A 20,785-nucleotide genomic window follows, 5' to 3' on the forward strand; every position below is an offset into this window, starting at 1 on the left:
GCCTGCCAGGTCGCCAATTTGTAAAATAGTTGTTGTTTTGTGCCTTTTGCCCTGCGAGCGGCAGGGACGTGTACGGGTACGCTCTGTCAGAAGGCCTGACGGATAATGCGGATGACGTTTTCCAGTACCGGATCGCGCAAGCTGAGCTTGTTGTAATGCAGTGAAATCTCGATAGATTCTGCATTGAGCTGGCTTAGCGGAATACTTTCCAGCGGCCAGCATTTCCGCAGCAGGTTATACAGGCGTGAAGGCATGATGCACAGCATATCGCTGCTGCCAATCAGGGATGCGGTGGTGAACATATTGTAACTGCTGAAACTGATCTGACGTTCCGGGAAAATTTCGTCAATACGCTGACGCAGAGCGTGGTTAGACTGTCCTTCGGTCATGAAAGACGAGTGGTCGTAGTTGCGCAGGTTTTCAATGGATAACGGCTCGCTGAGGACGGGGTGCTGCTTGCGGCAAACCAGCACCAGGTTATCCGCGTAAAGCACATTTTGCCCCAGCGCTCGGGCGCTAAAGCTGCCGCTTTCGATGACCAGGTCCGTCTGGAACTGAGCAAGCTGAACGTCAGGTTCGTTAAGAGGCACATTGCGAAGCAGAAGCTGAGGCGCATGCTCTTTCACGGCCTGGAAGATCGCGGGCATCACCAGCACGCCGACAGAAGGGGAGCAGCCGATGGTGATGGTTCTCTGTTTGTCATAGCTTCCGGTTAAATCCAGCGCACCCAGAATCGACTCCAGCCCCTGGCTGATGTATTCGTGGAGATGTGTCGCATAGGCCGTTGGCGTGACGCCCTGGCCCTTACGGATAAATAAGGGGTCGGGAAATATAGCCCGTAGCTTTTGAATTGACTGACTTATTGCCGATGGCGTGAGATTAAGAATTTTCGCAGCATTAACGATACCCTTATGGACATATACTGCCTCAAAAATAGTCAGTAAATTGAGATCAATATTACGTAAAGTCCGAAAAATTTGCGGCTTATCTTCGCCACCAGGGTCATTCAGGCGTTTGGCTGGTAAATTATTATACTCCACGCTTTCACTCCGTATACATTCACAACATGAATGATAGTTCAATTTATTTATTATGCTTGTAGAGATTCGTAAAGTGTTGCTTTTGTTCCACTTGTTTATCAAAAACAAACAGTTGTGTGATTATCACTCAAGTTACTTAGCCTGTGTATGCCGTGCTGTACGGAGGCTAAATAATATGTAAGGGCAATATTCGGGCGCTTCGAAAATATAGAATCTGCGGATTATTGTAAAGCGTAAAAGCGGTAAATAAACAGTGGCCCGTCAAATTATCGAGCCATTCTGGATGATATATTAAGCAGGGATATATTCGTGCGGGGGATTGTTAAGTAGCGCTAACACATTCTTCAGAAGCACGGGACGTATATTTTCTGGCGTAGCGGTATCGACCCACAGGCGCATTTGCGTCATTTCCATGCCGGCGTAGCCGCAGGGGTTTATGCGCTGGAAAGGCGTAAGATCCATATTAATATTCAATGCCAGACCGTGGAAGGAACAACCTTTACGAATACGTAGCCCCAGAGAGCAGATCTTCATTTCGCCAACGTAGACGCCCGGCGCATCGGCACGTGGATGCGCGTCAATCCCATACTCCGCCAGCGTGTTGACGACGGTCTGTTCCAGTAACGTCACCAGCTCACGTACGCCAAGCTTTCTGCGCTTCAGATTAAGCAGGACGTACATGACCTGCTGACCCGGACCGTGGTAAGTCACCTGTCCGCCACGATCGCTCTGGATCACCGGGATATCGCCCGTCATTAATAAGTGTTCCGCTTTTCCCGCCTGGCCCTGCGTAAATACCGGCAGATGTTCGACCAGCCAAATCTCATCAGGGGTTGTGTCATCGCGTGAATCGGTGAACTCGTGCATAGCCTGAGAGACAGGCTCATAAGGTTGCAGCCCGAGATGACGGACCAGAATTTTATCCTGATACAAAACGCGTCTCCGAAGACGAGAAACAAAAGATGAGGGGGAGTATATCACAGCGGGGAAGAGGGGTTACCCGGTAAACCGGGTAACCGCAAAGGGACTACAGCACCATACGAACGATTTCGATATTGCCGAGCTCTTCGTACAGCGTCTCAACCTGCTCGATATGTGTGGCAGTGATGGTAATAGAAACCGAGTGGTAGTTGCCCTTGCTGCTTGGTTTTACTGACGGAGAGTAGTCACCCGGCGCATGGCGCTGTACCACTTCAACCACCTGATCAACCAGCTCAGGTTTCGCCAGACCCATTACTTTGTAGGTAAACGGGGTAGGGAATTCAAGCAGTTCGTTAAGTTTGGTTTTCATGTCAGCTCCGGCGTAACGTCAAAAAGAATAACTCCCACGTCAGGTGGGAGTTATCAGGATACTTAGTATATGGGGATCAAAATCACACTTTCAAGTGTTCGATTTTTAGCCAAACCAGTGATGGAACATCAGTTTAATGTAATCAATGATTTTGCCGAAGAAATTGCCTTCAGGAATTTCTTCCAATACCACGAGTGGACGCTGGTCGATCGTTTTACCGTCCAGCTGGAAGTTGATGGTACCCACCACCTGGTTTTTATGCAGCGGGGCATGCAGTTCGGTGGTGTTGAGCACATAGCTTGCTTTCAGATCCTTCATACGACCGCGTGGAATGGTCAGGTAGAGGTCTTTATCCACGCCCAGAGAAGCACGATCGTTATCGCCGAACCAGACGGGTTCAGAAGCAAATTCTTTGCCTGCTTTCAGCGGGTTCACGGTTTCGAAGAAACGGAAGCCCCAGGTCAGCAGCTTCTTACTCTCGGTTTCGCGACCTTTAAAGGTGCGACCGCCCATCACGGCAGAGATCAGGCGCATCTGGCCTTCAGTGGCAGAGGCTACCAGGTTGTAACCGGCTTTGTCGGTGTGGCCGGTTTTGATGCCGTCAACGTTCAGGCTGTTATCCCACAGCAGGCCGTTACGGTTGGTCTGACGAATGCCGTTGAAGGTGAACTCTTTCTCTTTGTAGATAGAGTACTCGTTAGGTACGTCGCGGATCAGCGCCTGACCAATCAGCGCCATATCACGCGCGGAGCTGTACTGACCGTCTGCATCGAGACCGTGTACGGTCTGGAAGTGGCTGTTCTTCAGACCCAGGGCATTTACGTAGCTGTTCATCAGGCCCACGAACGCATCCTGACTACCGGCAGCGAAATCGGCCATGGCCACGCAGGCATCGTTACCGGACTGCAGGTTAATGCCACGAATTAACTGAGAAACCGGAACCTGCATTCCTGGTTTCAGGAACATCAGCGAGGAACCTTTGAAAACAGGGTTCCCGGTAGCCCACGCATCGTTGCCGATGGTGACCAAATCCGTCTCTTTGAACTTACCGGCTTTCATTGCCTGGCCGATGACGTAGCTGGTCATCATTTTAGTCAGGCTGGCCGGGTCACGGCGGGCATCGGCATTCTGTTCTGCCAGCACTTTGCCAGAGTTGTAATCGATCAGGATGTAGGATTCCGCGTCGATTTGCGGAACGCCAGGGATCATGGTCTTGATATTCAGGTCATCAGCATGAGCTGCAGAGAGTGCAGTCGCGCAAAGGGCCGTGGTCAGCGCCATGCGCTGCACAAAACGAGCAGAAAAAGTGGTCTTCATGGTCAGAACTACGACATCCGTGATGGAATTAAAAAAAGTGCCTTACTATAGCAAATGCTATTCAGGCAGGCATCCGACTTTAAGCATGAGTTTGTGAATGTGTTTTACACAAACTGACATTTCGGATACCGCCGATTAATTACTTCGTAACAGCGATAAAGGACTGCAGCTGTGCCTCGCTCTGCAAACGCTGCTGCAGGGATGCCGCCTGCGACTTGCTGGCAAACGGCCCCATCTGAATACGCCAGACCGCGCCGTTTTGCTCAACGCGTCCTGGCACGCCAAACTGCTGGCTTAGACGCTGCTGATACTGCTGGGCACGGGCCCGATCGCTCACTGCGCCCACCTGGACGACAAAGCCGCCGCTGGCTGCTGCGGGAGCGGCAACGGCTGCGCTCTGGGTCGTGACCGGAGCCGTTACCGGGGCAGGCTGCTGCACGACGGGAGCGGCAACAGGGGCTGGCGTCGGCTCACTGCTCTCCAGCACGCCCGAGGCTAAGTTCGTTGGTGCGCCAAGGAAGCCGCTGCTTTTTACCGGTGCGCCAGTGGCATCATCGCTTTGCAGGGTGTCATTGCTGATTGGGCGTATTTCTCCCGCCGGCTGAGAAGGCTCTGCCGGCGAGGAGACGCTTCCCATTCCGCCGTCCAGATTTGGGCGGTCGGGGAGGGCATAGGTCTGTTTCGCCACGGTGGTACACGCGGTTCCCGGCCCGGAGAGCGAACCATCCTGCGCCACGATAATTGGGTCAATGCGAACTTTGGTATTGTTCGAGGTATTCAGGCGATCGGCAGACGCGCGGGACAGGGAAATCACCCGGTCATTACCGTACGGGCCGCGGTCGTTAATACGAACGACGATCATACGGCCGTTCGCCAGATTGGTGATACGGGCGTAGCTAGGGATAGGTAGCGTCGGGTGCGCCGCAGTCAGCTGCATTGGGTCAAATGTTTCACCCGATGCCGTCAGGTTACTGCCCGGCTCAGCATCATAAATGGCGGCAAAGCCAGCCTGGCTAAAGCGGGACGGATCCTGCACAATTTTGTAGCTTTTGCCGTCGCGCTCGTAATCCTGATTCGCGCTGGCATTCAGCGGTTCATAAACGGGATCGGCACCGCTGATTTCAACGATTGGGCCATTACACACCGCAGGCTGCGGCGGCGCGACGGTTGCCTGTTGCTGACCATCATCACTTGTACAGGCCGCAAGTAAACTTGCCGCAATGCAGATACCCAGCCACTGCTTACGCATTCCGATCCCCTTATTTTTATACGCTTTTTGACAACATTTTTCTGTGGGTGTGGATCGACATCACGATACCAAACCCGGCCATCAACACGATCAGTGCCGAGCCTCCGTAACTCACCAGCGGCAGCGGTACGCCTACCACCGGCAGAATACCACTCACCATACCAATATTTACGAAGACATAAACGAATAAAATCAACATCAGTCCGCCTGCCATGACGCGGCCGAAGGTGGTCTGCGCGCGGGCCGCAATCCACAAACCTCGCATGATGAGCAGCACATAGAGCGCCAGCAGGATCAGGATGCCAACCAGTCCCAGCTCTTCCGCCAGTACCGCAAAGATAAAGTCGGTGTGGCGCTCCGGTAAAAACTCCAGCTGCGACTGGGTACCGTGCAGCCAGCCTTTACCGCGCAGGCCGCCGGAGCCAATCGCAATCTTGGACTGAATAATATGATAGCCCGCACCGAGCGGATCGGTTTCCGGATCGAGAAGCATCATGACGCGCTGGCGCTGGTAGTCATGCATCAGGAAGAACCACAGGATAGGGATAAACGCTGCAACCAGCACCACCGCGATACCAATCAGACGCCAGCTTAAGCCCGACAGGAACAGGACAAACAGGCCGGAGAGGGCGATAAGGATCGAGGTGCCGAGGTCAGGCTGCGCCGCAACCAGCAGTGTCGGCAGGAATATCAGCACCAGGGCGATAGCGGTATTTTTCAGCGACGGCGGACAGACGTCGCGGTTGATAAAGCGCGCCACCATCAGCGGGACTGCGATTTTGGCAATCTCCGAGGGCTGGAAACGGACTACGCCGAGATCCAGCCAGCGCTGTGCCCCTTTTGAGATGGCACCGAACGCATCTACCGCCACCAGCAAAATAATACAGAAAATGTAGAGATAGGGCGCCCAGCCTTCATAGACGCGCGGCGGGATCTGCGCCATTACCACCATAATGACCAGACCCATCGCGATCTGGCCGATCTTGCGTTCCATCATGCCGATGTCCTGGCCGCTGGCGCTCCAGATAACCAGGGCGCTGTAAACCAGCAGGGCCAGCAGGATCAGCAGCATGGCTGGGTCGATGTGAATTTTATCCCACAGCGATTTTTTATTTGGATTATCCGTCATGATTATTGGTCCTCCGCCGCAGCGGCGGCCGGATTTTCAGCCGGCAGTTCGGTGTTGTTATCACCCAGCATAATGTGGTCCAGGATCTGGCGCATGATGGTCCCTACTGCCGGGCCAGCGCCGCCGTTCTCCAGAATCATTGCCACCGCCACCTGCGGGTTATCATAAGGGGCAAACGCCGTCATCAGCTTATGGTCACGCAGACGTTCGGCAATGCGGTGTGCGTTATAGGTTTCATTGGCTTTCAGGCCAAAGACCTGCGCCGTACCGGATTTCGCGGCCACTTTATATGGCGTACCGGCGAAATACTTGTGCGCGGTTCCGTTTGGACGGTTTGCCACACCGTACATACCGTCTTTCGCTATTTCCCAGAAGCCGGAATGGATGTCGCCTACCGGCGCTTCATGGGGCTGCACCCACGGCACTTTTTTGCCATCTTCAACGGTGCTTTGCAGCAGATGCGGAACTTTCACCACGCCGTCGTTAATGAGGATCATCATCGCTTTGTTCATCTGAAGCGGGGTGGCCGTCCAGTAACCCTGGCCGATACCCACCGGTATGGTATCACCCTGATACCACGGCTTCTTAAAGCGCTTCAGCTTCCACTCACGGGTTGGCATGTTGCCGGAGCGCTCTTCAGCCAGATCCACGCCGGTGTAGTGCCCGTAGCCGAATTTGCTCATCCACTCTGACAGGCGGTCAATGCCCATGTCATACGCCACCTGATAGAAGAAGGTATCCGCAGATTCTTCCAGAGATTTCGTAACGTTCAGATGGCCGTGGCCCCATTTCTTCCAGTCGCGATAGCGTTTTTCAGAGCCCGGTAGCTGCCACCAGCCCGGGTCAAACAGGCTGGTATTGCGGTTGATGACGCCCGCGCTCAGCGCCGAGACCGCCACGTACGGTTTAACCGTTGATGCCGGCGGGTAAACGCCCTGCGTGGCGCGGTTCACCAGCGGGGTGTTAGGGTCATTCAGCAGGCCGGAGTAGTCTTTGCTGGAGATGCCGTCAACAAAGAGGTTCGGGTCATAGCTTGGCATGGAAACCATGGCCAGAATGCCGCCGGTGCGCGGGTCGGTGACTACCACGGCGGCGCGGCTACCCGCCAGCAGGGTTTCAATATACTGCTGCAGTTTGAGATCGAGCGTCAGATAGACGTCGTGCCCCGCCTGAGGCGGCACTTCTTTAAGCTGGCGGATGACGCGGCCACGGTTGTTAACCTCAACTTCTTCATAGCCGGTCTGCCCGTGCAGGACATCTTCGTAGTAGCGTTCAATCCCCAGCTTGCCGATATCGTGCGTCGCGGCGTAGTTCGCCAGCTTGCCGTCTTTATCGAGGCGCTCGACGTCTTTATCGTTAATCTTGGAAACGTAGCCAATCACATGCGTCAGCGCGGATCCGTAAGGATAGTAGCGACGCTTGTAACCCTTCACTTCCACACCGGGGAAGCGGTACTGGTTCACCGCAAAACGGGCGACCTGGACTTCCGTCAGATTGGTTTTAACCGGAATGGAGGTGAAACGGTGAGAGCGGGCGCGCTCTTTTTTGAAGGCCGCGATATCATCATCGTTAAGATCGACAACGCTCCTTAGCGCTTCCAGCGTATTCTGCACGTTATCGACCTTCTCCGGCATCATCTCGACTTGATAGATGGTGCGGTTTAACGCCAGAGGGGTGCCGTTACGGTCGTAGATAATGCCGCGGCTGGGTGCGATAGGCACCAGCTTAATGCGGTTTTCGTTAGAACGCGTCTGGTAATCGGTAAAGCGGACAATTTGCAGATTATAAAGGTTGGCGATCAGCACGCCGGTAAGCAGCAAAATCCCCGTAAAGGCGACCAGCGCCCGGCGCACAAACAGCGCGGACTCAGCCGTATAGTCGCGAAAAGAATTCTGTAGTTTCATCCGCTGCTTAATCTACCCTGGTCAGTCATTACTCGCGGTGATAGGGGTGGTTGGTAGTAATGCTCCACGCGCGATACAAGCTTTCCGCCACCAGGACCCGCACGAGCGGGTGGGGCAGCGTCAGCGCAGAGAGAGACCAACTTTGTTCTGCTGCCGCTTTGCAGGCGGGGGATAACCCTTCAGGTCCGCCAATCAACAGACTGACGTCGCGGCCATCCTGCTTCCAGCGCTCCAGTTCATGCGCCAGCTGCGGCGTATCCCAGGGTTTACCTGGAATATCAAGGGTGACGATGCGGTTCTTGCCTGCGGCAGCAAGCATCAGTTCACCCTCTTTGTCGAGAATACGTTTGATATCCGCGTTCTTACCGCGCTTCCCGGCGGGGATCTCCACCAGTTCGAACGGCATATCTTTGGGAAAACGACGCAGATATTCAGTAAAACCGGTTTGTACCCAGTCCGGCATTTTGGTGCCGACGGCGACCAGCTGCAACTTCACGCATTAACCCCAGAGTTTTTCCAGCTCATACAGGCGACGGCTCTCTTCCTGCATGACGTGGACAATCACATCGCCGAGGTCAACAACCACCCAGTCAGCGGTCGCTTCACCTTCAACGCCAAGCGGTAAGAGTCCTGCTGCGCGCGATTCCTGAACCACATGGTCGGCAATCGAAACAACATGACGCGTAGAGGTACCGGTGCAGATAATCATGCAGTCGGTAATACTGGATTTACCCTTAACGTCGATAGCGATGATGTCCTGACCTTTCAGGTCATCAATTTTGTCGATAACAAAATCCTGGAGTGCTTTACCCTGCAAGTTTTCCCCCTGGGTGAATGAGATTGTACAACTATGAATTCGTGGCCAGACAGTATACCTGAACTGACGCCCCTGTCGGGACAAATGTCACCGTCCGGGCTTTTGAAGGCGGGTATCATCCCACCCTCCGCCTGAGATTGCATCGCCATTTTTGTAAAACAATTTCTGTAAAGCAACGATCGGCGGGAAAGTCTGGCAGCGGAGGATAACAGTATGGCTTAACCTGTCAAGGCAGGATAATCAATATGCTGCTTTTTATGCCCTCCGGCTATTTATCTGCGGTTTTCTGATACAACCCGTGCGTATGAATATACGCCAGCACCGGGGCAGGCAGCAGATCGTCACAGGCTAAACCCTGCTGTAAACGTTCGCGAATAACGGTCGCAGAGATGTCGAACCACGGCGTCTCCGCCAGATAAATCTTCCCGGCGGGCTGGTTGTGAAGATCTTCAACGTTATCGGTGAGATGGTCTTCAAGCCACTGCTGATATTGCGCTTCGCGCATGGTCAGCGGGTAGCCCGGACGGCGGCAGACGAGCAGGTGGCTGTTCCCCAGAATGGTTTCATACTTGTGCCACGTGGGGAAATTGAGCAGGGAGTCCTGACCGATGATAAAGGCGAGCGGCTGGTCAGGCCCTTGCTCGGCCCGCCACTCCTGCAGCGTTTGCGACGTCCACGAGGGGGTGTCGCGACGCAATTCCCGTTCATCCAGCCTGAAGAGCGGCTTATCCGCGATAGCCAGAGCGAGCATCTCTTTGCGCTGCTCGCTGGTTGCTTCAGGCTGGGGGCGGTGCGGCGGAACATTATTGGGCATGATGGTAACGCGCTGCAGGCCGATCAGATTTGCCAGAATTTCTACCGGCTTCAGATGCCCGTAGTGTACCGGGTCAAAGGTGCCGCCATACAGGGCCTGTAAAGAGTGCATACTATCCATCAATAAATACGTCAGCCAGCGCCTTGTGGCAAAGCAGCAGGGAAAGGCTTTCCAGCTCCGCCCACACCGACTGGCCGTAATCTTGTTTTAGGGTGAGCTCGGCGCGCATCAGAAGCTGCACCGCCTGGCGCAGCTGTTCATGGCTCAGGCGGTTGATGGCCTCGGTGGTCATTGCCCGCCGGTTTTGCCACACCCGGTGTTTATCAAACAGGGAGCGTAACGGCGTATGGGCCGACTGGCGCTTGAGCGTTATCAGCAGCAACAGCTCGCGCTGCAGCGTGCGCAGCAGGATGACGGGTTCACTGCCCTCCAGGCGCAGCTGCTGGAGAATATGCAGGGCGCGTTTGCTTTTCGCCGACAACAGAGCATCCACCCAGTGGAACGGCGTGAAGTGTGCGGCATCGTTAACGGCCTGCTCAACGCGCGGTAAAGTCAGCTTGCCGTCCGGCCAGAGCAGGGAGAGCCTGTCCAGCGCCTGTGCCAGGGCCAGCAGGTTGCCTTCATAGCAGTAGCAGAGCAGTTGGTTCGCCGCATCGTCCAGTTGAAGGTTGTGCTGCTTCGCTCTCGCGGCGACCCATTTAGGCAGATGCGCCTGCTCAGGCGTCTGGCAGGTGACCAGCACCGCGTGGGTCGCGAGCTGGGTGAACCATGCCGCGTTTTCCTGCGCTTTGGTGAGCTTGCTGCCACGCACAATCAACAGCAGATCGCTGTGTAACAGGCTGACCAGCGTGGCGAGTTGCTCATTGATGGCAGCGTTAGGGCCGTTCTCCGGCAGCAGGATCTGGATTGTCTGGCGCGACGAAAAAAGGCTCATCGCCTGACAGAGTGAGAAGAGGGCGTTCCAGTCGGTGGCGTTATCCACCTGAACGGTATGGTGTTCATCAAAGCCCTGAGCCGCGGCCGCATGCCGCACGGCATCCAGGCTTTCCTGAAGTAGTAACGGGTCGTTTCCGAGCAGCAGATACGCCGCGCGCAGCCCTTCATTGAGCTGCGCGCGGAGTTGTTCAGGATACAGCCTGATCATCATTTACCCAGAGAGGTAGAAACAGGAGGCGTACTGGCATCCGGTTTTTCAATAATGTCAGAGCCTTCTCGGTTAGACGCTGCAATACCCGGCAGTTTGCGGATCAGCTGTTCCGCCGCCTTGTCGTACATTTCGTTGATGATAATCTGCTCTTCGGCATCTTTCGCCAGCGCGGTTTGTGGGTTATCAAAGAACGAACGATACACTTTTGCGCTGATCGGATAGATGTCTTTACCCGGGATTAGTACAGCCGCGTTGACCGTCAACACCATCTGATACTCAGCGGTACGACCATCCTGGAAGATAGAGGCGGTGTCTTTAGACAGTCCCCCTCCGACAACACGCAGGGACGGTACATCCTGACGAAGCGTACCTTTCTCGATAAGCTCAACGTCATTCAGGCGCAGCTGATTACGGATAGCCCGGCTGAGCGGGCCATTCGGATCTGATGAGTCGAAAATCATTGTTTTCATTTCAGGTGGCACCGCCGTGGTATTGCGCAGATGCCAGCCACAGCCAGCGGTGACAAGCACCGCCAGAGATAAGAGTATTGTTGCCAGTTGTCGCACGTTTCCTCCCGCGCTTAGCCAACGACCAGATTGAGCAGTTTACCCGGTACGTAGATCGCTTTACGTAAGGTAACGCCCTCAAGATATTTCGCAACCAGAGGTTCCTGGCCCGCGCGCTCGCGAACCTGATCTTCAGTTGCATCGACCGCCACGGTAATTTTACCACGGACTTTGCCGTTGACCTGGACCACCACCAGCGTGGTGTTTTCCACCATCGCTGCTTCGTCAGCCACCGGCCACGGCGCGTTGTCGATATCGCCTTCGCCTTTCAGCTCCTGCCACAGGGTGAAGCTGACGTGTGGCGTGAACGGGTTAAGCATGCGAACCACGGCCAGCAGCGCTTCACGCATGATGGCACGATCCTGCTCGCCGTCCTGCGGGGCTTTCGCCAGCTTGTTCATCAGTTCCATAATAGCCGCAATTGCGGTATTGAAGGTCTGACGACGACCAATATCATCGGTCACTTTCGCGATCGTTTTATGAACATCACGACGCAGCGCCTGCTGGTCTTCGCTCAGCGCAGCGGCGTTCAGTGCCGGAGCATCACCCTGTGCGGTATGTTCGTACACCAGCTTCCAGACGCGTTTCAGGAAGCGGTTCGCGCCTTCTACGCCGGATTCCTGCCACTCAAGGGTCATATCAGCCGGAGAAGCAAACATCATGAACAGACGTACGGTGTCGGCGCCGTAACGCTCAACCATCACCTGCGGGTCGATGCCGTTGTTTTTAGACTTGGACATCTTGCTCATGCCGGTATAAACCAGTTCATGGCCTTCAGCGTCTGTCGCCTTCACGATACGGCCTTTCTCGTCGCGCTCAACGATCGCATCAACCGGAGAAACCCAGTTACGCTCTCCGTTCGCGCCAACGTAGTAGAAGGCGTCTGCCAGCACCATACCCTGGCACAGCAGCTGTTTAGCGGGCTCGTCAGAGTTCACCATGCCGGCATCGCGCATCAGCTTATGGAAAAAGCGGAAGTAGAGCAGGTGCATGATGGCGTGTTCGATACCACCAATATAGATATCTACCGGCAGCCAGTAGTTGGCGGCGTCAGAATCCAGCATGCCTTCTTTGTACTGCGGGCAGGTGTAGCGCGCGTAGTACCAGGAGGACTCCATAAAGGTATCGAAGGTGTCGGTTTCACGCAGCGCAGGCTGGCCGTTGACGGTGGTTTTGGCCCACTCAGGATCGGCTTTGATCGGGCTGGTGATGCCGTCCATAACCACGTCTTCCGGCAGGATCACGGGCAGCTGATCTTCAGGCGTTGGCATGACGGTGCCGTCTTCCAGGGTCACCATTGGAATTGGCGCACCCCAGTAACGCTGACGGGACACGCCCCAGTCGCGCAGACGGAAGTTCACTTTACGCTCGCCCACGCCCAGTGAGGCCAGCTTATCGGCGATGGCGTTGAAGCCCTCTTCGAAGCTGAGGCCGCTGAACTCACCGGAGTTAAACAGGGTGCCTTTTTCTGTCAACGCCTGCTCGGACAGGTCAGGTTCAGAACCATCGGCGGCCAGAATAACGGCTTTAATCGGCAGGTTGTATTTGGTGGCAAACTCGTAGTCGCGCTGATCGTGACCCGGAACGGCCATGACTGCACCTGTACCGTACTCCATCAGAACGAAGTTTGCTGCCCAGACCGGGATCGCTTCGCCCGTCAGCGGGTGCTTAGCATAGAAGCCCGTCGCAACGCCTTTTTTCTCCATCGTCGCCATGTCGGCTTCGGCCACTTTCGTGTTGCGGCATTCGTCGATGAAGGTCGCCAGTTCCGGGTTGTTCTCTGCCGCTTTCTGCGCCAGCGGGTGACCTGCGGCCACGGCCAGATAGGTCGCACCCATGAAGGTGTCCGGACGGGTGGTGTAGACGGTCAGGGTCTGGTCGTAGTTCTCAACGTTGAAGGTAATTTCCACGCCTTCAGAACGGCCGATCCAGTTGCGCTGCATGGTCTTAACGGTGTCAGGCCAGTGATCCAGCGTATCCAGATCGTTCAGCAGTTCGTCAGCGTAAGCGGTGATTTTGATAAACCACTGCGGGATCTCTTTACGCTCAACTTTGGTGTCGCAGCGCCAGCAGCAGCCGTCGATAACCTGCTCGTTCGCCAGAACGGTCTCGTCATTCGGGCACCAGTTAACGGCAGAGGTCTTCTTGTACACCAGGCCTTTTTTGTACAGCTCGGTGAAGAACTTCTGCTCCCAGCGGTAGTATTCCGGGGTACAGGTCGCCAGCTCGCGGCTCCAGTCATAGCCGAAGCCCAGCATTTTGAGCTGGTTTTTCATGTACGCGATGTTGTCGTACGTCCACGGTGCCGGAGCGGTATTGTTTTTTACCGCTGCGCCTTCTGCAGGCAGGCCGAACGCATCCCAGCCGATTGGCTGCAGAACGTTTTTGCCCAGCATGCGCTGGTAACGGGCGATCACATCACCGATGGTGTAGTTACGCACGTGGCCCATGTGTAGTCGACCAGAAGGATAGGGAAGCATCGACAGGCAGTAATACTTCTCTTTGCTCTCGTCTTCGGTTACTTCAAAGGTGCGCTTCTCGTCCCAGTGTTGCTGGACTTTTGATTCTATCTCTTCCGGGCGGTATTGCTCTTGCATGGCAGCCAGTGGTCCTGTGTTCAATACAGCTACAAAAATGTAGCCAATGGATGTGGTAATTCAGATCCGCATAGCATAGCCCAAACGCCCGCGTCAAAACAGCCTTTCGCGCAATTGCACTTTGCAGGAATTTACCGGGTCTGTGCTTCACCTGACAAAGCGGCGGCGAAATAAGGTCTATTATTAGAAATAGTTACTTACCCGGGAGGCAAAATGATGAACAAGGTTGCTCAATTTTACCGCGAACTGGTGGCGACACTGACGGAACGGCTGCGTAACGGCGAGCGCGATATTGACGCGCTGGTCGAACAGGCGCGTGAACGGGTGACGCAAACGGGTGAGTTAACGCGAACCGAAGTGGAAGAGGTGACGCGCGCCGTACGCCGCGATCTGGAAGAGTTCGCGCGCAGCTACGAAGAGAGCCAGGATGAGATCGCCGACAGCGTCTTTATGCGGGTGATCAAAGAGAGCCTGTGGCAGGAACTGGCGGATATTACCGATAAAACCCAGCTGGAGTGGCGCGAGGTGTTCCAGGATTTAAATCATCACGGCGTGTACCAGAGCGGTGAAGTGGTGGGGCTGGGGAATCTGGTGTGCGAGAAGTGCCATCACCATATTGCGGTATATACGCCGGATGTGTTGCCGCTGTGCCCGAAGTGCGGGCACGATCAGTTCCAGCGTCGCCCGTTTGAGCCATAAGTAAAAGCGCAGTTTTGTTCCCTCTCCCCTTGGGAGAGGGCCAGGATGAGGGCGTCAGGCCGCACAATAGTAAGCAAGTCTTTCCGCCAGCAAATCCACAAACGCCTCCCGGTCGATATCCACCATCAGCGTCGTATTCGGTTTATTTCCCGTCAGCGAATAGTAATCCACCACCGTCATCCCCTGGGTATATTTCCCCTGCGTCTCCACGCCAACCCATCTGTCCACCGTGGTAAACATTTCAGGCTTCAGCAGCCAGGCGATGGTGCACGGGTCATGCAGCGGCGCGCCGTGAAAGCCCCATTTCTCGGCTTTGTGGTACTCCATAAAGAAGTCGAGCAGCTCGGCTACGGTTGTCGCAACCGGGTTGCCCACGGCGCGGAAGCGCTCAATATCGTCTGCCATAATCTGTGCCCGATGCGTCACGTCCAGCCCCGCCATCACAATCGGCAGGCCCGACTGGAAGACGATCTCCGCCGCTTCCGGATCAACAAAGATGTTGAATTCGGCCGCAGGCGTCCAGTTCCCCAGCCCCATTGATCCGCCCATGATGACGATACGGGCGATGTTGCTGTACAGTTCAGGATGGCTGTTCAGCAGGAGCGCAACGTTGGTCTGCGGGCCGGTAGCCACCAGGGTGACGGGCTCTGCGCTTTCACGCAGCACCTTCGCCATCAGCTCCACGGCGGTGCAGTTTTGCGGTGCAAAGCCCGGCTCCGGCAGCGCCGGGCCATCCAGCCCGCTTTCACCGTGAACGTTGTCGGCAATGATCAGCTCGCGCATCAGCGGCTTAACGGCGCCGCCTGCGACAGGAATATCGGTGCGTTTCAGCAGCGTCAGCATTCGTAAAACGTTGCGCAGGGTTTTGTCCGGCGTCTGATTTCCGGCGGACGAGGTGACCGCTTTCACGTCCAGTTCAGGGGAGGCAAGCGCGAGGACGAGCGCGATCGCGTCATCATGACCCGGATCGCAGTCGAGAATTATAGGGTGTGCCATAGCGTTCTCCATTCTTAGCATTATTTTGTGACAAGGTTAACGCTGCGATGTGACGCCGAATAGAAAAAGAGATCTAAAGCGTGAAGCAGTGCGCAATCCGCAGATTGCGCACCGAGAAGATTAGTGCAGAATTTTCGCGAGGAAATCTTTGGCGCGTTCGGATTTCGGGTTGGCGAAGAACTCTTCTTTCGGTGAGTCTTCGACAATTTTCCCTTCGTCCATGAAGATCACGCGGTTGGCCACTTTACGGGCGAAGCCCATTTCGTGCGTCACCACCATCATGGTCATCCCTTCGTGCGCCAGCTCGACCATCACGTCCAGCACTTCGTTGATCATTTCAGGATCGAGCGCTGACGTGGGCTCATCGAACAGCATCGCCACCGGATCCATGCACAGTGCGCGCGCAATCGCCACACGCTGCTGCTGGCCGCCGGAAAGCTGTGCCGGGAACTTATCGGCATGTGCAGAAAGCCCCACGCGCTCCAGAAGCTTGAGCCCCTTTTCGCGCGACGCTTTTTTATCACGCTTGAGCACTTTGACCTGAGCCAGCGTCAGGTTCTCAATAATGGACAGATGAGGGAACAGCTCAAAATGCTGGAACACCATGCCGACGTGAGAGCGAAGCTGGGCCAGGTTGGTTTTCTTGTCGTTCACTTTCGTGCCGTTAACAACAATTTCGCCCTGCTGCACAGGCTCCAGACCATTAACCGTTTTGATCAGTGTAGACTTACCGGAACCGGACGGCCCGCACACCACCACCACATCGCCTTTTTTGACTTCGGTGGAGCAGTCGGTCAGCACCTGAAAGTGCTCATACCATTTAGAAACATTTTTCAGGGAAATCATTATACCGTCCTTTTCTTCAGCCAGCTGACCAACAGCGACGCGCTTAAACTAATCACAAAATAGACCGCACCCGCGAAGAGCACCATCTCGACCTGCGTACCATCACGTTCACCTATGGTCGACGCGGTACGGAAGAAGTCCGCCAGACTCAGAACGTAAACCAGAGAGGTATCCTGGAACAGCACGATACCCTGGGTCAGCAGGAGCGGAACCATGGCGCGAAACGCCTGAGGCAGAATGATGAGCTGCATGGACTGCCAGTGCGTCATTCCCAGCGCCAGCGCGGCGCTGGACTGCCCACGGGAGATACTCTGGATACCCGCACGGATAATCTCTGAATAGTAAGCGGCCTCAAACATCGAGAACGCCACCATCGCAGAGATCAGGCGGATGTCGGTTTTCGGCGACAGTCCCAGCACATTCTGTAAGAAGCCTGGAACAATCAGGTAAAACCACAGCAGCACCATCACCAGCGGGATGGAGCGGAAGACGTTAACGTAGGCAGTCGCAAACCAGGCGAGCGGCTTAAAGCTCGACAGGCGCATGACGGCCAGCAGGGTGCCCCAGACGATACCCACGACGATAGCGATCGCGGTGATCTTGAGGGTAATCACCAGGCCATCGAGCAGGTAAGGCATGGATGGAACAATAGAACTCCAGTCAAATTCGTACATTATTTGCCTCCCAGATTGCCCGGCAGGCGTACTTTGCGTTCAACCAGGTTCATCACCAGCATGATGAAAGCGTTAATCAGAACATACGCGAGCGTAATCGCGGTGAATGATTCCCACGCGTGAGCGGAGTAATCCAGCAGCTTGCCCGCCTGTGCAGCCATATCCACCAGGCCGATGGTTGAGGCGATGGCCGAGTTTTTCACCAGGTTCATCATCTCAGAGGTCATCGGTGGAACGATAACGCGGTAGGCGTTAGGCAGCAGCACGTAGCGGTAGGTTTGTGGCAGGGTCAGGCCCATAGCCAGGCCCGCATTTTTTTGTCCGCGTGGCAATGACTGAATGGCGGCACGCACCTGCTCGCAAACGCGCGCAGCGGTAAACAGCCCCAGACACATCATGGAGGAGACAAAGAACTGCACGTTCGGATCCAGCTCCGACTTGAACCACATGCCAATATTTTCCGGCAGCAGTTCCGGGATGACCAGATACCAGGTAAAGAACTGCACGATGAGCGGAACGTTACGGAACAGTTCCACATACAGTGTGCCAATTGTTGAAAGAAAACGGTTAGGGACGGTTCGCAGAATACCGAACAGCGAACCGACAAGAAACGCGATGATCCACGCCGTTATCGATAATGCCACGGTAACCTGAAAGCCGCTCCACAGCCAGCCAAGATAGGTGGTGTTGCCGAACGGGGCTTGTTGCAGGAAGATGCCCCAGTTCCAGTCTATTGACATAATAAACTCCAGAAAAAAGAGGGTAGCAGCGCTACCCTCGAAGATTGGTGAGAAGCTCTTTTTTCGCGCTGAGTGGGGAACGACCACTCAGCGTATATGTCTGTCCATGCTTCCCGACAATCGAGAGGGCAGGAGATCCCGCCCCTGTTGTTCTAATTAGTTAAGAGCCTTGTCATTTGGAGATTTGAACAGCGCTTTCATGTCGTCAGACAGTTCAAAGTTCATATTGAGATTTTTTGGTGGAATCGGGTTCTTAAACCACTTGTCGAACCATTTTTCCGCTTCGCCGGAGGTCTGCACCTGGGCGATAGTGTCATCGATCAGCTTTTTGAACTGCGGATCGTCTTTACGCAGCATACAGCCGTAGGCTTCTTTGGACTGCGCGGTACCGACGATATCCCAGTTGTCTGGTTTCTTCGCCTTCGCACGTTCGCCCGCCAGCAGGGCGTCATCCATCATAAACGCGACGGCACGACCGCTTTCCAGCGTACGGAAGGAGTCGCCATGGTCTTTCGCGCTGATGATGCGCATATCCATTTTCTTCTCGTCGTTCAGCTTGTGCAGCAGGACTTCAGAAGTGGTACCGGAGGTCACAACGACCGCTTTGCCTTTCAGGTCCGCAAAATCTTTGATCGCGCCGCCTTTCTTGGTCAGCAGACGGGTGCCCACGACAAAGATGGTGTCAGAGAAGGCCGCCTGTTTTTGACGCTCGAGGTTGTTGGTGGTGGAACCACACTCGAAGTCAAAGGTGCCGTTTTGCAGCAGTGGAATACGGTTCTGTGAAGTGATTGGGATCAGCTTCACCTGCAGGTCAGGTTTGTTCAGCTTTTTCTTCACAGCTTCAACGATAGCGTTGGAGTAATCCTGTGAATAGCCCACGACTTTTTGCGTGTTGTCGTAGTAAGAGAACGGGACGGAAGATTCACGGTGGCCGACCACGATGACGCCGTTTTTGGCAATCTTGTCGAGAGTGCTGCCTGCTGCCGGAGCGTCTTCAGCGTGAACCACGCCTGCGGACATTCCCATAACCAGCATTGCTGTGGCCAGTTTACGTAATTGCATACCCAACTCCTTTCTTATCAGCGCCAGTGACGCATAGATACCCATTGTGATGTTGTTATATCTCGCGCAATGCGAGTGCAGTGTTATGCAAGCTTGTTAACATTTAGTCTGGCTTAATGTAAAGATTTTGCTGCGTTATTGTTTATTTTTGCGAAGCGCGCCGCACCATTCAGAGGCAATAATCTCCCGTTGCACCGTTTCGGTGCTAGCGACGATCTACACTGGTGCGACAAGGTTGCACGTTAAGCCAGACAGCGTTTACGTGAATAAATAAAGCAACAGGCGTGCCAGAATTGAAGATTGGGAGGAAATTGCCGGGTAAGGCGCAGCCGCCACCCGGCATCAGAAGGCAAGGTTATTTATGACGCTGACGCAGGCTCATCAGCACGGCACCAAAGCCGAACAGCGCGGTCAGGATCCACAGCGGCCAGTTGCCGGTGCGGGCGTACGGCGTCAGGCCCGTGGTTGGCGTGACTTTGGTTGTCAGCACTTCACGGGTGAACTGCGGGATCATGGCCTGGATTTCGCCCTGCGGGCCAATCACGGCGGTGATGCCGTTATTGGTGCTACGCAGCAGCGGACGCGCCAGCTCCAGAGAACGCATGCGCGCCATCTGGAAGTGCTGCCACGGACCAATCGATTTACCGAACCACGCATCGTTGGAGATGGTCAGCAGATAGTCGGTGTCCGGGCGGAAGTTATCGCGCACCTGCTCGCCGAGGATGATTTCGTAGCAGATGGCGGCCGTCAGGGCCAGACCGTGCGCGTGAAGCTGGGGCTGAACGTACGGACCGCGGCTGAAGGAGGACATCGGCAGGTCAAAGAACGGTGCCAGCGGACGCAAAATAGACTCCAGCGGCACAAATTCACCGAACGGCACGAGGTGGTTCTTGTTGTACCGGTCGGTGGAGTGGTAGCTGTATTCGCTGTCTTTGCCGAGTGTAATAATGGTGTTGTAGGTGTCGTAGCGGTTCTGCTGATTCAGGCGCGCATCAACAATGCCGGTAATCAGGGTGCTGCCGCGCGCCACCAGCAGATCGTTCATCATGTTGAGGAACGGCTGCTGGTTAATTTCCAGATCGGGAATAGCGGATTCTGGCCAGATAATCAGCTGTGATTTGCCCATCACCTCTTCGGTGGCGTTGGCGTAGATCTTCAGCGTGTTCAGCAACTCTTTTTCGTCCCACTTCATGGACTGCGGGATATTCCCCTGCACCATGGAAACCTGCATGGCACGCTCGGGCTCGGGCGTGAACCACTGGATATAGCGCAGCGGGAACGGCAGTGCGAACAACACCAGGGCCACAGCCAGCGGCTTCCAGCCGCGCGTGACCAGCGCCAGTACCAGCAGGCCGCTCACCACCATCAGCAGGAAGTTAATGGCTTCAACGCCCATTATCGGTGCCAGACCTTTCAGCGGGCCGTCAATCTGGCTGTAGCCGAACTGCAGCCACGGGAAGCCGGTCAGCACCCAGCCGCGCAGGAACTCGGTAATCTGCCAGACCACTGGCGCGGCAATGGCGACACGCAGCCAGGTGGTTTTAGGCCACAGGCGAGAGAGAATCCCGGCGAACAGACCGGTATAGAGCGAGAGATAGGCGGCGAGCAGGACGACCAGGAAGACGTTAACCGGCCCCGGCATCCCGCCAAACTGTGCGATGCTGACGTAGACCCAGTTAATGCCGGAGCCAAATAGCCCCAGCCCCCAGAAGTAGCCGATCGCAGCGGCCTGTACCGGACGACGATTCAGGGTTAACCCCTGAAGCCCCATCAGGGAGAGAATGGCCGCGGGCCAGATGTCGTAAGGAGAAAAAGCCAGCGTACCGCTGGCTCCGAGTAACAGCGCCAGCAGCAAACGGACGCGCTGGCGTTCAAGCAATGGGGCAAATGCCATTTA

Annotated in this window: 20 protein-coding genes; 1 reads left to right on the top strand and 19 read right to left on the bottom strand. The window is 55.3% G+C overall.

Annotation, left to right across the window (positions count from 1 at the left end; translation table 11 throughout):
• Positions 1-86: 86 nt before the first annotated feature.
• From IM271_RS14565 to leuS, 13 genes are all read right to left on the bottom strand, one after another.
• Entirely contained in the window at positions 87-1,040 is a 954-nt protein-coding gene (locus IM271_RS14565; protein WP_041910920.1) for a YbeF family transcriptional regulator, read from the bottom strand.
• A gap of 291 nt (positions 1,041-1,331) precedes the next feature.
• Positions 1,332-1,973, bottom strand: coding sequence for a lipoyl(octanoyl) transferase LipB (lipB, locus tag IM271_RS14570; protein WP_193052785.1), 642 nt, complete (start codon positions 1,971-1,973; stop codon positions 1,332-1,334).
• 94 nt (positions 1,974-2,067) lie between these two features.
• On the bottom strand, positions 2,068-2,331 hold the full coding sequence (gene ybeD / locus IM271_RS14575) for a DUF493 family protein YbeD (protein WP_003858718.1): 264 nt from the start codon (positions 2,329-2,331) through the stop codon (positions 2,068-2,070).
• 105 nt (positions 2,332-2,436) lie between these two features.
• Entirely contained in the window at positions 2,437-3,648 is a 1,212-nt protein-coding gene (gene dacA / locus IM271_RS14580; protein ID WP_193052786.1) for a D-alanyl-D-alanine carboxypeptidase DacA, read from the bottom strand.
• A gap of 139 nt (positions 3,649-3,787) precedes the next feature.
• Positions 3,788-4,897: an endolytic peptidoglycan transglycosylase RlpA gene (gene rlpA / locus IM271_RS14585; protein WP_028012337.1), complete on the bottom strand. Its 1,110-nt coding sequence runs from the start codon at positions 4,895-4,897 to the stop codon at positions 3,788-3,790.
• Between the two features lie 16 nt (positions 4,898-4,913).
• A complete protein-coding gene (gene mrdB, locus IM271_RS14590; RefSeq protein ID WP_013097590.1) occupies positions 4,914-6,026 on the bottom strand; it encodes a peptidoglycan glycosyltransferase MrdB in 1,113 nt (370 codons plus the stop codon).
• Between the two features lie 2 nt (positions 6,027-6,028).
• Entirely contained in the window at positions 6,029-7,930 is a 1,902-nt protein-coding gene (gene mrdA, locus IM271_RS14595) for a peptidoglycan DD-transpeptidase MrdA (protein WP_028012338.1), read from the bottom strand.
• A 28-nt stretch (positions 7,931-7,958) separates the two neighbouring features.
• Positions 7,959-8,426: a 23S rRNA (pseudouridine(1915)-N(3))-methyltransferase RlmH gene (gene rlmH, locus IM271_RS14600; RefSeq protein ID WP_003858701.1), complete on the bottom strand. Its 468-nt coding sequence runs from the start codon at positions 8,424-8,426 to the stop codon at positions 7,959-7,961.
• Between the two features lie 3 nt (positions 8,427-8,429).
• The gene (gene rsfS, locus IM271_RS14605; protein WP_003858696.1) at positions 8,430-8,747 is read right to left on the bottom strand and encodes a ribosome silencing factor; all 318 of its coding nucleotides are present in this window, start codon (positions 8,745-8,747) and stop codon (positions 8,430-8,432) included.
• A 268-nt stretch (positions 8,748-9,015) separates the two neighbouring features.
• Positions 9,016-9,681: a nicotinate-nucleotide adenylyltransferase gene (gene nadD / locus IM271_RS14610; protein ID WP_028012339.1), complete on the bottom strand. Its 666-nt coding sequence runs from the start codon at positions 9,679-9,681 to the stop codon at positions 9,016-9,018.
• Positions 9,674-10,705 carry a DNA polymerase III subunit delta gene (gene holA, locus IM271_RS14615; RefSeq protein ID WP_193052804.1) on the bottom strand — a complete coding sequence of 344 codons (1,032 nt, stop codon included), beginning with the start codon at positions 10,703-10,705 and terminating at the stop codon, positions 9,674-9,676. Before holA ends, nadD begins: the two co-directional genes overlap by 8 nt.
• Positions 10,705-11,274 (bottom strand): LPS assembly lipoprotein LptE, encoded by a 570-nt coding sequence (lptE, locus tag IM271_RS14620; RefSeq protein ID WP_059355271.1) that lies wholly within the window; start codon positions 11,272-11,274, stop codon positions 10,705-10,707. Before lptE ends, holA begins: the two co-directional genes overlap by 1 nt.
• 14 nt (positions 11,275-11,288) lie before the next feature.
• On the bottom strand, positions 11,289-13,871 hold the full coding sequence (gene leuS / locus IM271_RS14625) for a leucine--tRNA ligase (RefSeq protein WP_193052787.1): 2,583 nt from the start codon (positions 13,869-13,871) through the stop codon (positions 11,289-11,291).
• A 216-nt stretch (positions 13,872-14,087) separates the two neighbouring features.
• On the opposite strand from leuS, the gene IM271_RS14630 reads away from it, so the two are divergent.
• A complete protein-coding gene (locus IM271_RS14630) occupies positions 14,088-14,570 on the top strand; it encodes a zinc ribbon-containing protein (RefSeq protein ID WP_028012343.1) in 483 nt (160 codons plus the stop codon).
• A gap of 54 nt (positions 14,571-14,624) precedes the next feature.
• Here IM271_RS14630 and rihA read toward each other — a convergent pair whose 3' ends face one another.
• The 6 genes from rihA to lnt form a co-directional block, all read right to left on the bottom strand.
• Complete coding sequence (rihA, locus tag IM271_RS14635) at positions 14,625-15,566, bottom strand: pyrimidine-specific ribonucleoside hydrolase RihA (protein ID WP_028012344.1); 942 nt, start codon at positions 15,564-15,566, stop codon at positions 14,625-14,627.
• 120 nt (positions 15,567-15,686) lie between these two features.
• Positions 15,687-16,412, bottom strand: a complete 726-nt coding sequence (locus IM271_RS14640; protein WP_193052788.1) for an amino acid ABC transporter ATP-binding protein — start codon at positions 16,410-16,412, stop codon at positions 15,687-15,689.
• Entirely contained in the window at positions 16,412-17,086 is a 675-nt protein-coding gene (gene gltK, locus IM271_RS14645; RefSeq protein WP_028012346.1) for a glutamate/aspartate ABC transporter permease GltK, read from the bottom strand. The genes IM271_RS14640 and gltK overlap by 1 nt, the downstream gene beginning before the upstream one ends.
• Positions 17,086-17,826: an amino acid ABC transporter permease gene (locus tag IM271_RS14650; protein ID WP_028012347.1), complete on the bottom strand. Its 741-nt coding sequence runs from the start codon at positions 17,824-17,826 to the stop codon at positions 17,086-17,088. The genes gltK and IM271_RS14650 overlap by 1 nt, the downstream gene beginning before the upstream one ends.
• Positions 17,827-17,982: 156 nt before the next feature.
• Positions 17,983-18,888: an amino acid ABC transporter substrate-binding protein gene (locus IM271_RS14655; protein WP_014831086.1), complete on the bottom strand. Its 906-nt coding sequence runs from the start codon at positions 18,886-18,888 to the stop codon at positions 17,983-17,985.
• A gap of 355 nt (positions 18,889-19,243) precedes the next feature.
• The gene (gene lnt, locus IM271_RS14660; protein WP_193052789.1) at positions 19,244-20,782 is read right to left on the bottom strand and encodes an apolipoprotein N-acyltransferase; all 1,539 of its coding nucleotides are present in this window, start codon (positions 20,780-20,782) and stop codon (positions 19,244-19,246) included.
• Positions 20,783-20,785 lie beyond the last annotated feature (3 nt).

This window comes from Enterobacter cloacae complex sp. I3, from assembly GCF_014896175.1.
Classification (GTDB): Bacteria; Pseudomonadota; Gammaproteobacteria; order Enterobacterales; family Enterobacteriaceae; genus Enterobacter; species Enterobacter bugandensis.

Excerpts from the sequence above, each read along its gene's own strand:
- IM271_RS14655 (WP_014831086.1), bottom strand. The coding sequence starts at position 18,888 with ATGCAATTACGTAAACTGGCCACAGCAATGCTGGTTATGGGAATGTCC.
- holA (WP_193052804.1), bottom strand. The coding sequence starts at position 10,705 with ATGATCAGGCTGTATCCTGAACAACTCCGCGCGCAGCTCAATGAAGGG.
- mrdB (WP_013097590.1), bottom strand. The coding sequence starts at position 6,026 with ATGACGGATAATCCAAATAAAAAATCGCTGTGGGATAAAATTCACATC.
- dacA (WP_193052786.1), bottom strand. The coding sequence starts at position 3,648 with ATGAAGACCACTTTTTCTGCTCGTTTTGTGCAGCGCATGGCGCTGACC.
- rlpA (WP_028012337.1), bottom strand. The coding sequence starts at position 4,897 with ATGCGTAAGCAGTGGCTGGGTATCTGCATTGCGGCAAGTTTACTTGCG.
- lnt (WP_193052789.1), bottom strand. The coding sequence starts at position 20,782 with ATGGCATTTGCCCCATTGCTTGAACGCCAGCGCGTCCGTTTGCTGCTG.
- mrdA (WP_028012338.1), bottom strand. The coding sequence starts at position 7,930 with ATGAAACTACAGAATTCTTTTCGCGACTATACGGCTGAGTCCGCGCTG.
- IM271_RS14630 (WP_028012343.1), top strand. The coding sequence starts at position 14,088 with ATGAACAAGGTTGCTCAATTTTACCGCGAACTGGTGGCGACACTGACG.
- gltK (WP_028012346.1), bottom strand. The coding sequence starts at position 17,086 with ATGTACGAATTTGACTGGAGTTCTATTGTTCCATCCATGCCTTACCTG.
- IM271_RS14650 (WP_028012347.1), bottom strand. The coding sequence starts at position 17,826 with ATGTCAATAGACTGGAACTGGGGCATCTTCCTGCAACAAGCCCCGTTC.
- nadD (WP_028012339.1), bottom strand. The coding sequence starts at position 9,681 with ATGGATAGTATGCACTCTTTACAGGCCCTGTATGGCGGCACCTTTGAC.
- ybeD (WP_003858718.1), bottom strand. The coding sequence starts at position 2,331 with ATGAAAACCAAACTTAACGAACTGCTTGAATTCCCTACCCCGTTTACC.
- leuS (WP_193052787.1), bottom strand. The coding sequence starts at position 13,871 with ATGCAAGAGCAATACCGCCCGGAAGAGATAGAATCAAAAGTCCAGCAA.
- rihA (WP_028012344.1), bottom strand. The coding sequence starts at position 15,566 with ATGGCACACCCTATAATTCTCGACTGCGATCCGGGTCATGATGACGCG.
- IM271_RS14640 (WP_193052788.1), bottom strand. The coding sequence starts at position 16,412 with ATGATTTCCCTGAAAAATGTTTCTAAATGGTATGAGCACTTTCAGGTG.